Source organism: Allobosea sp. P2_B12 (assembly GCF_056404835.1).
In genome coordinates, this window is sequence record NZ_JBFUDG010000011.1 from 1 (window position 1) to 17,605 (window position 17,605).

Sequence of the window (17,605 nt, forward strand, 5' to 3'; positions counted from 1 at the left end):
GCTCTCGATCTCGTCCTCGTTGACGCCCTTGAGCGCGACCGCGTTGATCTTGACCCGCAGGCCTGCCTTGCGTGCCGCCTCGATGCCACCGAGCACCTTGCCGAGATCGCCCCAGCGCGTGATCTTGCGGAACTTGTCGGGGTCGAGCGTGTCGAGCGACACGTTGATCCGGCGCACGCCGTAATCGGCCAACTCCTGCGCATAGCGGTCGAGCAGCGAGCCATTCGTCGTCAGCGTCAGTTCCTCGAGTGCGCCCGAGGCGAGATGGCGCGAGAGCGAGCGGAACAGGTTCATCACATCGCGGCGCACCAGCGGCTCACCGCCGGTGAGGCGAAGCTTGCGGGTGCCGCGCGCGACGAAGGCGGAGGCGACGCGGTCGATCTCCTCCAGCGTCAGCAGGTCGCGCTTGGGCAGGAAGGTCATGTCCTCGGACATGCAGTAGACGCAGCGGAAATCGCAGCGATCCGTCACCGAGATGCGCAGATAGGAGATGTCGCGGCCGAATGGATCGGTCAGCGGCACGCGCGAAAAGGGCGCGATTGGTTCAAAGCGCATGGCTTGGCAAATTCCTCAGCCCTGAAAAGCACCAGAGAACGGGTGAAACCGAATCAGATCGCCAGGATGCAGGTCCCCGCATTCGGCGGCGATCTCGGCAAGCCCGTCCGCGAGGGCGAGCGGGCGAAGCTGTGCCGCGCCGCCCTTGCCGATGATCTCCGCCCTCGCCTCCTCGCCCTTGTCGGATACGATCCGCGCGGGGACAAATTCCGTACGACCCGGGCGCCGCGCAAACCCTGCCGTGATGGCCAACGGATAGCCGATGTGCGGACGATGAGGCCGTCCCTGCAGAGCCCCCACCATGGCTTGTCCCAGGATGAGCCAGGACACGAAGCTTGCAACTGGATTGCCGGGGAGCCCGAGATACACCGCCGGGCCGATCCTGCCCACGATCGCCGGTTTGGCTGGCTTGAGGGCGATCTTCAGCATCCGACCGCTCCCTCCTGCGTGTCTCAAGGCAGCAAGGCTATGGTCCTCTTCGCCGACCGAGGCCCCTCCGGTGGTGATCACGAGATCAGAACGCTCCGAAAGCATCCTCAGCCGTTCTGCAATCTCCGCACGCGAGTCTGGTGTCCGGCCGCCGTCGATCGCGTCGTGCCCCGCTTGGCCAATCAGCGACAGCAGCATAGGGCGGTTCGAGTCATACGCCGCTGCGCCACTCAGCATGGCGCCCGCATCCCGCAGTTCATCGCCGGTGGAAAGAACGGCTACGCGCAGCCTGGACATGACCGCAACGGTTTCCGCGCCCTGAGCGGCGAGCATGGCGACATGGCGAGGATCTAACTTGATGCCGGGCTTCAGGAGCGGTTCGAGCGGCTCGATATCCTCTCCTTGATGACGAATATTGTCACCGGGCGACATGCGGCGCGCCAGAACGATCGATGCACCCTCGCGTTTGACATGCTCCTGCATCACGACGGCGTCCGCGCCCTCCGGCATCGGAGCGCCCGTGAAGATGCGGGCAGCCTTCCCGGCCGATAAGCGCTGGCCGCAACGCCCGGCGGGCACACGATCCACGATCTTGAGACGCGTGCCTTCAGACAGGCCTGACGCCGCGACCAGGGCATAGCCGTCCATGGCCGATTGGGTGAAGGGGGGTGAAGCAATGTGCGCCACGAAGGTTTCGGCCAGGATCCGTCCAGCGGACTCGTTCAGCCTTACGGTTTCGGCTCGCGAAAGCGTCCTGACGTACGCGATCGCGGCGGCGCAGGCATCAGCGATGGACATGAGCGTATTGCTGGAGACCTGGTCGACGACGGCGTCCATGGTGTCTCCCTTTCGCAGGAGTGGCATCATCGACGCACCGGTCTCAAGCACGTCGATCCGGGGCAGTGCCCGGAATCGTTGAGACTGCCTTCGCAGTCAGTCCGACGTCGAAACCGCCGATTGGTCCCGCTGAGACTGCCACAGGATGCTTGACCTGAGGCTAGAATTCCCGAGTTCGGTGCGAGCGTCGTTGATGGAAATCAAACAAGAGAGAGGCATGCCCGTCTCGTACGCGTCCCCGCGACGTTTCCGGCCATTCTTTTGTCAGCGACGACCTTAAACGGCAGCCGCCGGCGCGGAACGCTTGAACGTGTGAAGGTAGTCTGATCACGCCGCCTGAAGCTGCTCGGCAGCCATTTTGCCAGAACGGCTGTCGCGAGCGACCTCGAAGCCGAGCTTCTGGCCTTCTTGCAGATCACGCATTCCAGCGCGCTCGACGGCGGAGATGTGAACGAACACATCCTGGCTGCCATCATCAGGCTGAATGAAGCCGAGGCCCTTGGTGGAACTGAACCATTTCACTGTGCCAGCGGTCATGAAAACCCTCCTTTTGGCAAGATCTGTCGTTCGCCGAACGAGGGTTCAGCGAGTTCAGAACGATATCGAAAGGCAGTTTTTATCAGAGTCGTACAAACCGCGAAAACAACAACGGCCTTCCAAACAAATTTGGACGCGAATTAATCTACGTTGTCGCCCGCAGCAGCTAAGCAGTTTGTCTATCTATTCTTTGTAGACGCATTGAGCGCGGCAGATCTGGAATGGGTGGATCGACAGGGTGATATGGGGCCGCGGCCAAGACGAGCTTGCACCCATTCTGGCCTGTATGCCTCTTTGCCATAGGCCAGAACTGACCGATGCCGGTGCCTGTGAGCGATCGGCGGCAAAACGCGAGAACAGCTTGATCTGCCGCAAAGCGCACTGACGCCCAACGCTTTCCTTGGGGTGTCTCAAGCCCAGGAGAAGTCTCCCATGCCGTATGCGACACTGATGGTCCCTGTCGACGACAGCGAGACATCCACGGCACGGATCGCGTTCGCCTGCGAACTTGCCGAGCATTTCGGCTGCAGCCTGCTCGGCGTGGCCGCCCGCCGGCCCAAGGCGCCGTTCATCGAGCCAAACGCCACGATGGCGGCGGTACGCGAACTCGTGGCTGCGGAGATGGAGAAGGCCGAAGCTTCGCTACAACGCGCAGAAATGCGTTTCCGCGCCCTGATCGGCCCACGCAATATCCCGAGCGAATGGCGCTCGACATTGACGGATCTGACGACGATCGTCGCCGCGGAAGCGCGCGCTGTGGATCTCATCGTCATCGGACGCAGTCGGCCCGGCACCACCACCCCCTCCTACGCTATGGACCCGGGCGATGCGCTGATGGGCGCCGGCCGGCCGGTCCTCGTCACCCCGCCCGATGTGTCGGCGGAGGCGGTCATGTCTCATGTCGTCATCGCCTGGACAGACAGCCGCGAGGCCAGGCGGGCGGTCGTCGACGCGATGCCCTTCCTGCAGGCGGCCGCCCAGGTCACGGTGCTGGAGGTCTGCGGCAGCGACGATATCGGGAATGCCGGCGCGCGCACGGCCGACATCGTGGCTTTTCTGGCTCTCCACGCCGTTGCGGCCGAGGCTGCCGTCCTTCCGGCGGTCGGCCTGTCCGTCGCCCAGCGCATCATTGCCTTCGCGCGGGATGAGAAGGCGGGCCTGATCGTAATGGGCGCTTACGGCCACGCGCGGCTGGGGGAATGGGCCTTCGGCGGCGTCACGCGGGAGATGCTGGAAACCAGCCCGGTCTGCCTGCTCCTCAGTCGCTGAAGGACACCGGGCGCCGGTACCTGCGCAGTAACGATCCGATGTAGCGTGGGAAAAGCTCACCAGCCCCTCGCGGTGACGCGAGGGGCTGGTGTTCAATGATCGAAGCGCCGCTCTCAGTGAGACAGGAGGCAGGGGATCGGCGTCGAATCCAAGAGATCCTGCGTCACGCCGCCGAACAGCCATTCCCGCATCCGGCTGTGACCATAGGCGCCGGAGACGATGAGGTCGGCGCCCTCCTGCTCGGCGAAACCGGTCAATTCATCGACGACGAACCTGGTCGGTTCGGAGCGTATGGTCGCGCGGCTGGGCACGCCGTGACGCTGCAGATGATCGGAGACGTCCGCCGCGCCCTGTGCTCCGGCGTCCGGACCGATCGCCAGGACGAAGACCCGCTCGGCCCGCTTCAGCAGGGGCAGCGCATCCCAGACCGCCCGCCTGGCCTCGCGTGTGTCCTTCCAGGCAATGACGACGTGCTTGCCCGACAGATGCTCCTTGCGTGGCGGAACGACGAGGATCGGCCGCCCGAGCCCCATGACGAGATCGCCGGGGGAGATCGCCATACGGCCATGGCTGGCATCGTCGGGACCCTGTCGACCGACCACGACGAGATCGGCCGCCCGCGCCTGCTCCAGGGCGAAAGAGTCCGGAAACGCGATCGCGCAGCGCCAGTCGATGTCGTTGATTGCGCCGGCCGCGCGGCGGAACACGGTCTCCGCCTTGGCCAGATTTTCCGCAGCCTCGGACTTCGCCTGCTCGATGATCGCCGGATCAATCGCAATCGCACCGTCGCCGTAGTAGGGCACGACGAATTCCTCGGCCGCGACGCCGATCAACCGGCTCGAGAACGTGCTGGCGAGGGACGATGCGAGCTTGACGCTGTCTGCGGCATCGACGCCGAGATTCAGCGTCACCATGATGCTGGCATAGTTCGAAAGCTGAAGAGCCTCTTTGATCTCAGACATGAAACGTCTCCTTTGAATGCACGGGTTTCACCAGAGAAGCGTGGCTGGAGCCGGATGTCGGAGCGTTGATTCAACGCAAGGATCGGGCGAAAATCGTCGCGAGCGTCAGGCCTCGGCGCTTGCCTGCGAGACCTTGCCGAGCTTGCGAAGGCCAACGATCTTGAAGGGCAGCATCTCGCCGTCGTCCTGGCGGATCGACACGTACTCGTCGATCGCGAAGCGATGCTTGTCGAGCTTGTAGCCGGTCTCGTCATCCGCCGACGCGGCATCGTCGTAGTCGATGACCCAGGTCGCACCTCCGCTGCCACCGGCCCGATGGATCAGCCAGCCGTGCCGGTCCGGCTCGCCGGCCCAGAACCGCCTGACCCGGCATAGTTCGCGCAGATCCTGCCAGGCCAGCGGATCGATATGCCCGTCCGCATCCAGTGGCGCCGTGATGTCGTAGCCGTGGCTGGCGCTGCCCTCCGGATAGGCGGCGTTGCGTCCGAGATGAAGGGTTATGCGCTGAAGCATCGTTCGGCCTCCGGGTTGCGGCCGTCCATCGGCCGATGCGACAACCATGACGCGAGCTTCGCCGGCGCGACTTGATTCAGCGCAATGACCGGCCGCTACAGTGTGCCACGAGGTTGAACCGGACGCCGGACCGATGGCCGGCCTTCTCATTCCACGGGCGGCAGATATGAGCATCAGGAACTTCGACGCGCTGTTCGAGCCTGCCGCTATCGCGCTCATCGGTGCCAGCAACGCGCCCAAGTCGGTCGGCCGGGTGCTTGCGGACAATCTCCTGGGTGCCGGCTTCGCCGGGCCGGTGATGACCGTCAATCCGCATGAGACGGCCATCCGGTCGACACTGAACTATCGCTCGATCGGCGAACTGCCGGCCACGCCCGACCTCGCCATCGTGGCGACGCCGGCTGCCACCGTCCCGGCCATCATCGGGGATCTCGGGCGCCGCGGTTGCCGGGCGGCCGTGGTGATCAGCGCCGGCTTCGGCGCACAGGGCGATGGCGGCGACCTGCGCCAGGCCATGCTGGATGCAGCAAAGCCCCATCTGATGCGGATTGTCGGCCCGAACTGCCTCGGCTTCATCTCCACGCCACGGGGAATCAATGCCAGCTTCGCCCATCTGACGCCGCGCCCGGGCCATATCGCGCTCGTCAGCCAGTCGGGCGCGATCGTCGCGGCGATGCTGGACTGGGCCGATCAGCGCGACGTCGGCTTCTCCCATATCCTCTCGCTCGGCGACATGAGCGACGTCGATTTCGGCGATGCGCTCGACTATCTCTGCTCGGACCGCACGACCCGCTCGATCCTGCTCTATGTCGAGAATGTCACCCATGCGCGCAAGTTCATGTCGGCAGCACGCATAGCCGCGCGCACGAAACCTGTCCTGGTGGTCAAGGCGGGCCGCAGTGCTGCGGGCGCAAAAGCCGCGCTCTCGCATACCGGCGCACTTGCCGGAGCCGATGCGGTCTACGATGCCGCCTTCCAGCGGGCCGGGCTGCTGCGTGTCGCGGAACTCGAGGAGCTGTTCGCGGCAGCGGCCATCCTGGCCACCGGGATGCGCGTCTCCGGCGACCGGATGACCATCCTCACCAATGGCGGCGGCGCCGGCGTCATGGCCGTCGATGCGCTGGCCGCACGCGACGGCCGCATTGCCGAGCTGGGCGCCGGCACCCTGCATCGCCTGGACAAGGCCCTGCCCGGCTCATGGTCGCACGCCAACCCCGTGGACATCCTCGGCGACGCGACCGGGGAACGCTATGCCGCGGCGCTCGAGGTCTTGCTCGAGGAGCCGGACAGCGATGCGATCCTGGTCATCAACTGTCCGACCGCCGTCACCGACGGGCAGGACGCCGCGAGCGCGGTGGCGCAGGCGGTGGCGCGACATCCCGCCGTTCCCGTCCTGACGAGCTGGCTCGGCGGAACCACCGCCGAACGCTCGCGCGCGTTTCTCGCGGGCAAGACAATTCCGACCTTCACCAGTCCGGAAGAGGCGGTACGCGCCTTCACCCATCTCGTCGAATTCCGGCGCAATCAGGACCTGCTGCTGGAAACGCCGTCCGCCGGCGTCGCGATCGCACCGGCGCAAATCGATGCGGCGCGGCAGCTCATCGAGACCGTGCGTCGCGACGGCCGCTCCGTTCTGAGCGAGCCTGAAGCGAAGCGCCTGCTCGCGCTGTTCGGCATCCCAGCCGTCGAGACCCTGATCGCGGCCACGCCCGAGGAGGCGGGACGGCTCTTCGGCCAGATCGGCGCTCCCGTCGCGCTCAAGATCCTGTCGCCCGACATCAGCCATAAATCCGATGTCGGCGGCGTGGCGTTGAACCTGCGCTCTCGGGCCGAGGTGACGGCGGCCGCGCTTGAAATGCTCGCGCGCGTCCAACAGGCCGCACCCGCGGCAAAGCAGCTGACCTTCACGGTCCAGCCGATGATCTCGCGGCCGAAGGCCTGCGAGCTGATCGTCGGCATCGCCCAGGACGCGACCTTCGGGCCCGTCCTGCTGTTCGGCCGCGGCGGCACGGCGACGGAGGTGATCGGAGACCGGGCGATCGGGCTGCCGCCGCTCAACTCGGTGTTGGCCAAGGACATGATCGGGCGCACGCGGGTTTCCCGACTTCTGGCCGGATACCGCGACGTTCCGCCAGTCCCGCTCGACGCCCTCGCCGAGGTCCTGGTCCGGTTGTCCGAACTCGTCATCCATCTGCCCGATGTCATCGAACTCGACATCAATCCGCTGCTGGCCGATGCCAGCGGCGTGATCGCGCTCGATGCCCGCGTCGTGATCGGCGCGACCTCCGCATCGCGCACGGCCCTCGCCATCAGCCCCTACCCGCATGAGCTTGGAGAGGATGTCACGCTGAATGACGGCGCCCGCTTTCAGATCCGGCCGATCAGACCCGATGACGAGGTCGCGTTGTCCGACATGGTCGCGCAATGCACGCCGGGCGATCTGCGGCTCCGTTTCCTGGCTCCGCTCAAGACCTTCCCGCACGAGATGGCGGCCCGTCTGTCGCAGATCGACTATGATCGCGAAATGGCCTTCGTGGCCGTGGAACCCGACAGCGCCTATGGCAGCGGCCCGATCTTCGGCGTCGTCAGGTTGATCGGCGACCCCGAACGCGACACCGCGGAATTCGCGGTCCTCGTGCGCTCCGACATGAAGGGGCGCGGCCTCGGCTATCGCCTGATGGCGAAGATCGTGGCCCATGCAAAGGCCAGCGGCTTCAGACGGCTGTACGGGGATGTACTGCGCGGCAACAGGGTGATGCTCAATATGGCGCACGAACTTGGATTTACGGCGGATGTTTGCAAGATCGGCGAAGAGACCACGCGCATATCGATGGAAACAGGCCCCTGAGCCCGTATCACGGTGGAGACCATGTTCGGCATCCGCGATGTGCGAGCATGGCTATTTCTCAAGGCTTTACTGACAGTCGGCGAACACTCCTTCCGGCAGCGAAACTCAGGCCGAATTCAGTATTCTTGCCCCGGACTGAAACCCTTGCGTCAGGAATCGGCCCTCGTCCGGCTCGACATGAGGCGGGCTTACCGCATGTCTAGGGCACGCAGGATGATGGGTCCGACCGCGTTGCGGGCGCATTCGTGACGGCGGGTACCGGGCCGCATGGCAATCCGACGAACCAAGGATCACAGCGTCTGTCCGCCGGCCAGCGTCAGATTGCTTCCTGCTGCGTATCCTCCTGCAGGCGTTTGCGGAACTCGTCGAGCAGAAAACCATTCGACCTCGTACCCCTTCTGGTCTTTGCGGGCACGTTTGCGCTGATCGTCGTGCTCAGCGGATGGCTGATGAAGCAGGTCGGGACACAGGGGATGTTCGTAACCTCGGCGATCGTCGGTCTCGTGGACGTCGATGTGGCCGCCATGACGGCGGTGCGGCTTAGCGGCGGTTCGATCGACACTGGAACCGCCGCGCTTGGGATCCTGCTTGCGCTGGCGGTCAACGCGCTGGCACGGGTCGCCTATGCGATGGCGGCCGGTCCGCTGGCTTACTCCGGGCAATTGGCAGCTGCGACCGCAGCCGGGTTACTCGTTGGTGGCAGTGTCGTCGCGATCATGTCTTACTAGGCCGGTCTTGCCCGCGGCTCCCAGCACGACGACCGCTGCCAAGCTCGTCGGACGGCAGCCTTACGAATCGCCTCCGACCTTGAAGACCTATGGCTGCTTGATCAGCCGGCCAGCTTCTCGGGCGGAGGCCGATGCATCTGGTTTGCGCTTGAGAAGATCGTACGACCGCGCGGACCTTGAAAATAGGACCGTAGCCAAGGGTCGTGGGACGCGATCAGGGCGACGGCTGAACCAGCAGCAATCAGCTTGCCGTGGGCGAGTGCGACAATCCTTTCGCAGGCGGCGTCCAATGTATTGAGATCATGGGTGATCATAAAGACGGTAAGATCAAGCGTCTCCTGAAGGGTCGTAACGAGTTCATCAAACTCGCCTGCAGATATTGGATCGAGACCTGATGTCGGCTCGTCGAGAAAGAGAAGTTCCGGATCCAAGGCGAGCGCACGAGCGAGCGCGGCTCTCTTCACCATTCCGCCCGATAATTCCGCCGGATATTTTTCCGCGGCATCAGGCTTCAAGCCGACCATTGCAATCTTGAGCATCGCAAGCTCGTCGAGAAGCGCATCAGACAGTTGCAGATGCTCTCGCATCGGAAACTGAATATTCTGCTTTACCGTCAGAGATGAGAACAGCGCACCGTGCTGAAACATGACGCCCCAGCGCCGCTCGATTGCCCGACGCGCGTCAGGCGCCAGGGCACCGACATCCTCGTTGAAGATTTCCACGGTACCTTTCTGGCGAGGCAGCAGGCCGATGATGGCCCGGGCCAGGACCGATTTGCCCGATCCGGACGCTCCGATCACGCCCAGGATCTCGCCGCGAAACACGTCAAGGTCGAGGTGGTCGAGAACGACTTTGTCGCCGAAGGCCAAGGTGAGATCGCGCACGCGGACGATCACTTCTCGCTGATCAGGTCGGATTCGAGAAGCATCCGCAGGCGCGCTGCTTGCTAAGGAAATGATCTGTTGCATCGTCATGCCCCGCGATCGGATCAGAGCGCGACACGGTGGTTGTGTATCGCCAAACGACATTGACCCCGATCTGTCCCGGTCACTTTGCTCTGCATCAATTCAGGCGGTGCGCCGCCGAGTAAGATGCTGGAATGGACGGCGCTTGGCCCACCGGATTCAGGCATTTGGCCGTCATCTGCTGAGGCAGCGATGAAAGCCGAGGAGCATGAGAGAAATGGTGCCGCGCCGATGGCAGATTTGCCATCGAGACGATCGAAGGCTGCATGTTAGCGGAACGCCGAATTGAGCTACTGCTTGCCTGAAGAGATGCGCAGGCTGGTTAGGCGGGGTCAGGCCATTGCCGGTGCTCACGCCCATAGCCTCATCGACGAATCACAAATCGACTGCGGCGGCAGCAACCGTGGGCTCTGTCCGAGCTTCCCTTGTGAAGCCTGGATTGAGCGAACGCCTTTCGGCAGGGGCGCACTGCATCTCGCCCTCATGCGGCAGGGCTGACCGACCACCTCGTTCGATGAGCGACCTGGCCGCGTCTGCCACCTCCAGGGGCGCCATATCGGCGCGAACCTTCGGCCAGTCAGTGGGCGTGCCCCCTCGGGCAAGTTGAGCTGTGACTACATCCGCAGTCGCGTCCGACACGTCGCCCTGACGGGCCGACACGCGCTCGACAAGCACATCCGATGCTGCCTCGAGCCAGATTCCCCGAAACGGCACTCCGCATGCCATTGCCGTGGCTGCGATGGCGGCGCGCTCGCCTTCCCGATCGAAAACGGCATCGGCGACGGCGGCGTAACCTTGCGAAAGGGTGGTGCCGGCGGCTTCGCGCAGGCGCTGGTACACTTGATCCGAGACTTCGTCTCCATAGGCATCTTCCAGCAGGCGCGTCTCAGGGGAGACGCCGAACATCCGTTTGCGGATGCGATCGGACGCGATCACGCGCGCCCCCGGAACAGGCCCCCATCCCGGCGCGAGCAGCGCCGCAATCGTCGATTTGCCCGATCCGGAGAAACCGCCAATGGCCACCAGGAGCGCGGGACGCACCTGCAACAAATCTCCGCAGAGCTCTAGATAGGCCCGCGCTTCCGCTCGCTTCCAGGCGGAGCCCAGATCCGTTGCCGAGATCTCGGAAGCCGTGACATGGGCGCGAATGGCAGCCCGCACGGCCATGAAGAACGGCAGCAGTCTGATCCCCGCCTCGTCGCCGGTTTCGTCGAGATAGCGGTTGAACACGACGTTGGCGAATTCCCGGAGTCCGTGCCGCCACAGATCCATCAGCACGAAGGCCAGGTCATACAGGACGTCGGTCGTAGCGAGGTCTTCGTCGAACTCGAGGCAGTCGAACAGGAGAGGCTGACCGTCGACCATGGCTATGTTGCGTAGATGCAGATCGCCGTGGCAGCGCCGGACACGCCCTGTCCGGGCACGCTCGTCGAGCAGTGTCGCATGTCGTGCCAGGGCCGTTCGACATGCGTCATTGACCTGATCGATTTCATGGCCGGTGAAGACCGCCGTTGCGGCGAAGGCGCGTTCGTTGATCTCCAGCACCCGCTGCATACGAGCGGCGCCGGCGGGATCGGGAGCCACCTCCGCCACCTCGTGCAAGGCGGCGATGTTCCTGGCGAGCTTCCCCATATCCACCGGAGCCAGCCTCCCCTCGGCCGCGAGGTGATCGAAAGTCGCCCCATCGTCAAAGCGGTCCATTTCAAGCACGGCGTCGATGAGGGTTCCCGGGCCGTTCAATGCAAGCTGCCCGTTGGCCTCGCGGGAAATGCGATGAACGGCTCGGTAGAGCTGTGGAGCCGTCCGGCGGTTGAGGCAAAGCTCGCGTTCGCACATGAGGAGCCTGCGCTCCGGCGTCGAAAGATCAAGATAGGGAAGGTGAACCAGACGCTTCAGCTTCAGGGCCCGATTCCCGATCAACAGGACTGTCGAGATATGAGTGTGTATTGTCTTCGCAATATCCCAAGCGTCGCCGGAGCCATATTTCGACCCAAGAAAGCCTAGGATCTCACCTTGGCTGCAAGCTTCCATGGCGAGGCCTCCGAGGCAACCGATCTTGCAATCTTACAGTGCTGCGGGCGCGCGGCTTTGACCTCGATCAAGTACGGGCACGGCAGGCGGCGCTTGCTGTTTCAGCAACGGCGGGGCCACCAATGTGCTGGCATATATCTGGAGAGGTTCAGTTAGAGCGGAAGCGGTGTGGCGCGGTAATGCCGCAACCGTACTTGCCGCGCGGCTCCGTGACCGCCTCACAGACGTCGTGGCTCGCTTTCGAGCAAGTCCTTCAACGCTCTCAGCGCATTGAGGATAACGGCGACGTCGATCGCCTCCTGGACCAGAGCCCCTTGCACGGGGGTCAGGAACCCTGCCGCAGCGACGACCATCGCAGCCAGCGAAAGCCCAATCCCCGCAAGCACGCTCTGCAGCGCGACACGCCGCGCCTGAACCGCGATGGATAGCGCCAGCGACACGCGATCCAGTCGGTCGACGAGCAAGACAACATCCGCCGTCTCGGTGGAAGCCGCCGAGCCATGGGCCCCCAGCGCGACGCCGACATCCGCGGCAGCCAGCGCTGGCGCATCGTTGACGCCATCGCCCACCATCATAACCGGTCCAAAGCGCTTTTCGGCCGAGACCACGGCCACCTTCTCGAACGCGGACAGTTCGACACTGACCAGATCGAGGTTCAAGCCGGCAGCGACAGAGTCCGCGATGGACTTCGTTATCGCCGGTCGCAAGCACGATGCGTCGAATGCCCTGGGCCCGCAACGTCCGCAACAGGTCGCCTGCCTCGGCGCGTAGCGTGTCCGACAGGAAAATACGGCCAGCGAGGCTGCCGTCGATTATTACGGAGACGACCAACTGGCCGTCGGATCCGGTCGGGCTGCCGCTCCCATACACGGCGCCGGCGGCATGGACATGCTGCCTTCTGTTGAGGCGGCGCAGCACCGCCGTAAATCCATCATCGCGAGATAAGCCCGACCATGTTTTGACTCAGATCGAGCCCAGCGCCGGAACAAGATCTTCCCTCTAGACGTAACAAAACCTGCCCTGATTTCATCAAAGCGGGCAGATTTCGACTAATGCGACATCAGGCAGCAGATTGGGGAGGCCCCCAGGAGATCGTTGGTGGTGCCACCCAATAACAACTCCCGCATTCGACTGTGACCACAGGCGCCGCAGACGATGAGGTCGGCATTCTGCTCGCTCGCGAAGATCGCGATCTCGTCGGCCTCGTACCTGACGGTGTCGGGCCGGGTCACCGCCCGGCTCATGACGCCGTGCAGGGCCAGATATTTGCTGACGTCTGGCGCTCCCTGATCCTCGGCTCCAGCTCCAACCGACAGCACAGTGACTGTGTCCGCTTCCTTGAGAAACGGCAGAGCATCCCAAACGGCGCGCCGCGCCTCTCTTGTGCTCTTCCATGCGACCACAACATGCTTGGCGGAAATGTGCTCGATCCCAGGCGGGACGACGATCAGCGGCCGGCCCAGTTCCATGACAATATCGCCCGGAGACAGCGCCATTCGACCCTGGCTCGCATCATCCAGTCCTTGGCGGGCCATGACCAGGATATCTGCGGCGCGGGCCTGGTCGAGAACAAAGCGGCGGGGGCTGCCGATGGTGCAGCGCCAATCGGTCTCGTTCAGACTGCCAGCGTGTCGCCGAAACAGCGTTTCTGCTTTTGCGATATTCTCGGCAGCCCTGCGTTTGGCATCCTCGATGAGGATCGCATCCAGGCTCTCCGTTCCTTCGCTAATATAGGGCACGACGCACTCCTCCGCAGCGATGCCGATCAGGCGGCTTTTGAAGCGCTCGGCCAGCGACGCCGCCAGCTTGACCCGATCCTCGGCACCGACGCCAAGATTGAGCGGCACCATGATGCTGGCGTAGGCAATATCCTTTGCGCTCGAAGCTGCGCTCATTGAAATCTCCCTGAAATGAGTGGTTTTCGTAAGGAGATCATCCGCCATCCCAAGTCCGAGACATTGATTTGGGACAAAATCTACAGTGGGACCTGTTTCGTGTCTCGGGCAGAAAAACACGTCCCGGCGCCCGGCTTTACCTGCCGAACGAGGCGAAACGCACTCGGTTCGCTCGGAAAGCGGAGGCTCGACCGGGTTGTAGCGTGATGGCCTGCACCATGACGACAAATACTTCTCTCGGGTGAAGTTTGGATGCGAGCAACGTCGAGCGCATCCGCCAGGCGGTACAATTGATCTGGCGCAAGGACGCGATTCCACCCTCCGGCATGATCCTCGAAAGCAAAGGAGGATCTCATGCTAAACGGTATCAAAAGCGTTCTCGTGGCCATCACCGAGGAAGGCCGTCACGAAGAAGGATTCGCGCTGAGCTACGCACTCTCGCTGGCGCAGCAAGCGAACGCACACCTGACCGTGCAGGCTGCGGCGAGCCGCTTCTCGATCCCCTATTCGATGGTCGGCGATTTTGGCCAGCAGATCATTTCGACGGAGAACCGGCGCATAGCGGCGCTTGCCGAGGAGCTTGCCGTCAAGGCGAAGGTCGATGCCGACCTCGCCGGCGTCGTCTGCGCCGTCGAGAGCCCTCAGCTAGACTACAGCAACCTTACCCTCCGCTTCCTCGACCATGCCCGTGTGCATGACCTCTCGATCCTGGATGCCGAACGCGCGACTGTCGACATGGATCGAGGGTTGATCGAGTCAGCCCTTTTCGAGAGCGGTCGGCCCGTCATCATCGTTCCCCCGGGCCGTCCCAGCTTCTCAGCCAATCGCATCGTGATTGCGTGGGATGGAAGTGCTTCGGCGACCCGCGCTACGGCGGACGCATTGCCGTTCTTGCGGGCGGCTGAGGCCGTCGAAATTCTTTCGATCGTCGGCGAAAAGGATCTCTCGACATCGGTTCCCGGTGCCGATCTCGCTCCTCATCTTTCGCGGCACGGCGTCAACGTCAGCGTCAGGACCATCCCCGTTCTCGAGAAAGGCAACGTCGCCGACACGATCCAGCACGCGGCGGCGGAGTTTCGTGCCGGGCTTTTGGTCTCAGGTGCCTACCGGCACTCTCGCCTGCGGCAATGGTTGCTTGGCGGCGTGACCCAGTCCCTGCTGAAGAACGGGCATATGCCGCTTTTGATGTGCCATTAGCAGGAAGACAGGGAATGCAGGGCTGGATGCCTTTGTCGACCAGCGCCTGGCGGAACGCGGCGCTGTCGTAGCCGCGATCGGCGATCAGGGCCTTGCCGGCGGCAGGGCAGCGAGCACGAGGCTTGCGCCTTTGTGGTCGCTCATCTGGCCTTCCGAAAGCAGCAGGATGATCGGGCGGCCTGCGCCGTCGCAGACGGTGTGGCGCTTGGAGTTCGCCCCGCGCTTTGGTGCACCCGATACGACGGGGAAGAGCCCCTTTTTGAGCAGACTTGCCGCCGTGCGATGCGCCTTCAGATGCGTCGTATCGATCATGACCCGCTCCGGTCTGGGCCCTTCGCCGGCAAGGCCTGCGAAGATCCGATCGAAGACGCCAAGCCGGCTCCAGCGGATGAAGCGGTTGTAGAGCGTCTTGTGCGGTGTTTGATCCCGGATTTTGATGGTGCGATCTTTTCCATCGGATGGAAGGAGGCACTATGGGTCAGGTTCTGCACGGAGCGCCACAACGACGGAGGCGATCCGTCGACAACATAGTCAAGTGAGCCTGAGGGCTCTGGCAAAGCGCTACGGCATCAACCAGAAGACCGTCGCGAAGTGGAAGAAGCGGGCCTCGGTGGCTGATCTGCCGACGGGCCCGCAGCAGCCGGCTTCGACGGTTCTGTCAGCCGAGGAAGAGGCGATCGATGCTTAAGCCGTCGGCGCGCGTTCGGCAGCCGATTCAAGGCGCCTAGCATCCAGACGGCACATCTCCTCGCCGGAGAAGGCGCGCGAGCGTGTGAGGAAGCGCTGCTCCGTGCCGTTCTCGAGCGAGAACATGCCGCCTCGCCCCTTCACCACATCGATGATCAGTTGGGTGTGCCGCCAGACTGCGAATTGCAATCCGCTGATATAGACCGGAGCACCGCCCACCTCTCCGAGCTTCACGTCATGGTCGCCGATGATGAAGTCGTTCTGCGGGTAGCACATCGGCGAGGAGCCGTCGCAGCAGCCTCCCGATTGATGGAATAGGACAGGGCCGTTCTCCGCCTGCAGCCGCGCGATCAGGTCGAGCGCGGCGGGCGTGGCCGAAACCTGCTCGATGGCATGCTCGCTCATGTCGAAGCCTCCTGCATCCGGAGCCGCCGCCGGCATCATCTTCCCATGACGGATCGCGAAAGCCCGGCACGATGCGGTGGCGACGGGCGCCCTCGATCGTGCCGGAAAGTCGGCCCTGCTTCAGGCCTCGGGGAGATCTCAGAAGAAGCCGAGCTTCTTGGGCGAATAGCTGACCAGCATGTTCTTGGTCTGCTGATAGTGGTCGAGCATCATCTTGTGGTTCTCGCGCCCGATGCCCGACTGCTTGTAACCACCGAAGGCCGCATGGGCCGGGTAGGCATGGTAGCAGTTGGTCCAGACGCGGCCGGCCTGAATGGCACGTCCGAAGCGGTAGGCGCGATTGCCGTCGCGGGTCCATACGCCGGCGCCGAGACCGTAGAGCGTGTCGTTGGCGATCGATAGCGCCTCCTCGTCGTCCTTGAAGGTCGTCACCGAAACCACCGGCCCGAATATCTCCTCTTGGAAGACCCGCATCTTGTTGTGCCCCTTCAGGACGGTCGGCTTGACGTAGTAGCCGCCCGCCAGATCGCCCGGCAGTTCGTTGCGCTCGCCACCGATCAGCACCTGCGCGCCCTCCTGCCGGCCGATGTCGAAATAGCTCAGGATTTTCTCGAGCTGTTCCGACGAGGCCTGCGCGCCGATCATCGTCGAGGAATCGAGCGGGTCGCCCTGCTCGATCGCCTCGACGCGCTTCAAAGCCTTTTCCATGAAGCGGTCGTAGATGCTCTCATGGATGAGCGCTCGGCTCGGGCAGGTGCAGACCTCGCCTTGATTGAGCGCGAACATGACGAAGCCCTCGATCGCCTTGTCGAGAAAGTCGTCGTCCTCGACCGCGACGTCCTTGAAGAAGATATTGGGGGACTTGCCGCCGAGCTCCAGCGTCACCGGAATCAGGTTTTGGCTGGCATACTGCATGATCAGCCGGCCGGTCGTGGTCTCGCCGGTGAAGGCGATCTTGGCGATGCGGCTGGACGAAGCCAGCGGCTTGCCGGCTTCCAGGCCGAAGCCGTTGACGATGTTGAACACGCCCGGCGGCAGGATGTCGGCGATCAGCTCCGCGAAGACGAGGATCGAAGCCGGCGTCTGCTCGGCCGGCTTGAGCACGACGCAGTTGCCGGCGGCGAGCGCCGGGGCGAGCTTCCACACCGCCATCAGGATCGGGAAGTTCCAGGGAATGATCTGTCCGACGACGCCGAGCGGCTCGTGGAAGTGATAGGCGACGGTGTCGTGGTCGATCTCGGAAAGGCCACCTTCCTGCGCGCGGATCGCGCCAGCAAAGTAGCGGAAATGATCGATCGCCAGCGGCATGTCGGCAGCGGTCGTTTCACGGATCGGCTTGCCGTTGTCCCAGGTCTCGGCTTGCGCGAGCAGATCGAGATTGTCCTCCATCACCTGCGCGATCTTGTTGAGGAGCAAAGCCCGTTCGGCGGCGCTGGTGCGACCCCAGGCGTCCTTGGCGGCGTGGGCGGCATCGAGCGCCGCCTCGATGTCCTTGGCATCCGAACGCGCGATCTCGCAGAGCAGTCGGCCGTTCACCGGCGAGGTGTTCTCGAAATAGCGCCCCGAGATTGGCTCGGCCCATTTGCCGTTGATGAAATTGCCGTAGCGCGCCTTGAACGGCGTCGCGGACGAGCGGATGAATTCTGGCTTGTTCATGGTGTCCTCCTTGTCGGCGCCTTGAGGCCGCGCCCTGAGAAGGAGGATCGGCCCTATCCAGCGCCGCTGTCAGGATCGAATCCGCATTTTT

16 protein-coding genes and 1 pseudogene are annotated in these 17,605 nt (G+C 63.7%); 5 read left to right on the forward strand and 12 right to left on the reverse strand.

Translation table 11 applies throughout. The features are described from left to right. From AC1DYU_RS21280 to AC1DYU_RS21290, 3 genes are all read right to left on the reverse strand, one after another. The coding region (locus AC1DYU_RS21280; RefSeq protein WP_476793370.1) for a GTP 3',8-cyclase MoaA at positions 1-555 on the reverse strand (555 nt) is incomplete at its 3' end. 15 nt (positions 556-570) lie between these two features. Beyond that, complete coding sequence (locus AC1DYU_RS21285; protein WP_476793371.1) at positions 571-1,821, reverse strand: molybdopterin molybdotransferase MoeA; 1,251 nt, start codon at positions 1,819-1,821, stop codon at positions 571-573. A gap of 327 nt (positions 1,822-2,148) precedes the next feature. Then, positions 2,149-2,358, reverse strand: coding sequence for a cold-shock protein (locus AC1DYU_RS21290; RefSeq protein WP_476793372.1), 210 nt, complete (start codon positions 2,356-2,358; stop codon positions 2,149-2,151). Positions 2,359-2,790: 432 nt separating this feature from the next. Here AC1DYU_RS21290 and AC1DYU_RS21295 point away from each other — a divergent pair, with 432 nt between their 5' ends. Continuing rightward, complete coding sequence (locus tag AC1DYU_RS21295) at positions 2,791-3,627, forward strand: universal stress protein (protein ID WP_476793373.1); 837 nt, start codon at positions 2,791-2,793, stop codon at positions 3,625-3,627. A 113-nt stretch (positions 3,628-3,740) separates the two neighbouring features. Here AC1DYU_RS21295 and AC1DYU_RS21300 read toward each other — a convergent pair whose 3' ends face one another. Together AC1DYU_RS21300 and AC1DYU_RS21305 are read right to left on the reverse strand one after the other, a co-directional pair. Further along, complete coding sequence (locus AC1DYU_RS21300) at positions 3,741-4,589, reverse strand: universal stress protein (RefSeq protein ID WP_476793374.1); 849 nt, start codon at positions 4,587-4,589, stop codon at positions 3,741-3,743. 105 nt (positions 4,590-4,694) lie between these two features. Beyond that, positions 4,695-5,102 (reverse strand): hypothetical protein, encoded by a 408-nt coding sequence (locus AC1DYU_RS21305; RefSeq protein WP_158485187.1) that lies wholly within the window; start codon positions 5,100-5,102, stop codon positions 4,695-4,697. 166 nt (positions 5,103-5,268) lie between these two features. Between AC1DYU_RS21305 and AC1DYU_RS21310 the strand changes: the two genes are divergently transcribed. Together AC1DYU_RS21310 and AC1DYU_RS21315 are read left to right on the forward strand one after the other, a co-directional pair. Next, positions 5,269-7,950, forward strand: coding sequence for a bifunctional acetate--CoA ligase family protein/GNAT family N-acetyltransferase (locus AC1DYU_RS21310; protein WP_476793375.1), 2,682 nt, complete (start codon positions 5,269-5,271; stop codon positions 7,948-7,950). 245 nt (positions 7,951-8,195) lie between these two features. Then, positions 8,196-8,678, forward strand: coding sequence for a DUF4010 domain-containing protein (locus AC1DYU_RS21315; RefSeq protein ID WP_476793376.1), 483 nt, complete (start codon positions 8,196-8,198; stop codon positions 8,676-8,678). A gap of 101 nt (positions 8,679-8,779) precedes the next feature. On the opposite strand, the gene AC1DYU_RS21320 is transcribed toward AC1DYU_RS21315, so the two are convergent. The 4 genes from AC1DYU_RS21320 to AC1DYU_RS21335 all read right to left on the reverse strand — a co-directional run bounded on the left by AC1DYU_RS21320 (position 8,780) and on the right by AC1DYU_RS21335 (position 13,569). Further along, positions 8,780-9,646: an ABC transporter ATP-binding protein gene (locus tag AC1DYU_RS21320; RefSeq protein ID WP_476793478.1), complete on the reverse strand. Its 867-nt coding sequence runs from the start codon at positions 9,644-9,646 to the stop codon at positions 8,780-8,782. Between the two features lie 372 nt (positions 9,647-10,018). After that, positions 10,019-11,674 carry a bifunctional aminoglycoside phosphotransferase/ATP-binding protein gene (locus AC1DYU_RS21325; RefSeq protein ID WP_476793377.1) on the reverse strand — a complete coding sequence of 552 codons (1,656 nt, stop codon included), beginning with the start codon at positions 11,672-11,674 and terminating at the stop codon, positions 10,019-10,021. 218 nt (positions 11,675-11,892) lie between these two features. Further along, the gene (locus AC1DYU_RS21330; RefSeq protein WP_476793378.1) at positions 11,893-12,333 is read right to left on the reverse strand and encodes a hypothetical protein; all 441 of its coding nucleotides are present in this window, start codon (positions 12,331-12,333) and stop codon (positions 11,893-11,895) included. A gap of 390 nt (positions 12,334-12,723) precedes the next feature. After that, positions 12,724-13,569 carry a universal stress protein gene (locus AC1DYU_RS21335; protein ID WP_476793379.1) on the reverse strand — a complete coding sequence of 282 codons (846 nt, stop codon included), beginning with the start codon at positions 13,567-13,569 and terminating at the stop codon, positions 12,724-12,726. 354 nt (positions 13,570-13,923) lie between these two features. On the opposite strand from AC1DYU_RS21335, the gene AC1DYU_RS21340 reads away from it, so the two are divergent. Further along, a complete protein-coding gene (locus tag AC1DYU_RS21340; protein WP_476793380.1) occupies positions 13,924-14,766 on the forward strand; it encodes a universal stress protein in 843 nt (280 codons plus the stop codon). Positions 14,767-14,850: 84 nt separating this feature from the next. On the opposite strand, the gene AC1DYU_RS21345 is transcribed toward AC1DYU_RS21340, so the two are convergent. Further along, positions 14,851-15,078, reverse strand: a complete 228-nt coding sequence (locus AC1DYU_RS21345; RefSeq protein WP_476793381.1) for a hypothetical protein — start codon at positions 15,076-15,078, stop codon at positions 14,851-14,853. Positions 15,079-15,239: 161 nt separating this feature from the next. On the opposite strand from AC1DYU_RS21345, the pseudogene AC1DYU_RS21350 reads away from it, so the two are divergent. Then, positions 15,240-15,445: pseudogene (locus AC1DYU_RS21350) on the forward strand (IS481 family transposase); the annotation flags it as partial. Positions 15,446-15,450: 5 nt separating this feature from the next. Here the strand turns inward: AC1DYU_RS21350 and AC1DYU_RS21355 are convergent. Together AC1DYU_RS21355 and adh are read right to left on the reverse strand one after the other, a co-directional pair. Next, a complete protein-coding gene (locus tag AC1DYU_RS21355; protein WP_476793382.1) occupies positions 15,451-15,897 on the reverse strand; it encodes a DUF779 domain-containing protein in 447 nt (148 codons plus the stop codon). A gap of 99 nt (positions 15,898-15,996) precedes the next feature. Further along, a complete protein-coding gene (gene adh / locus AC1DYU_RS21360) occupies positions 15,997-17,514 on the reverse strand; it encodes an aldehyde dehydrogenase (protein WP_476793383.1) in 1,518 nt (505 codons plus the stop codon). Positions 17,515-17,605: the final 91 nt, after the last annotated feature.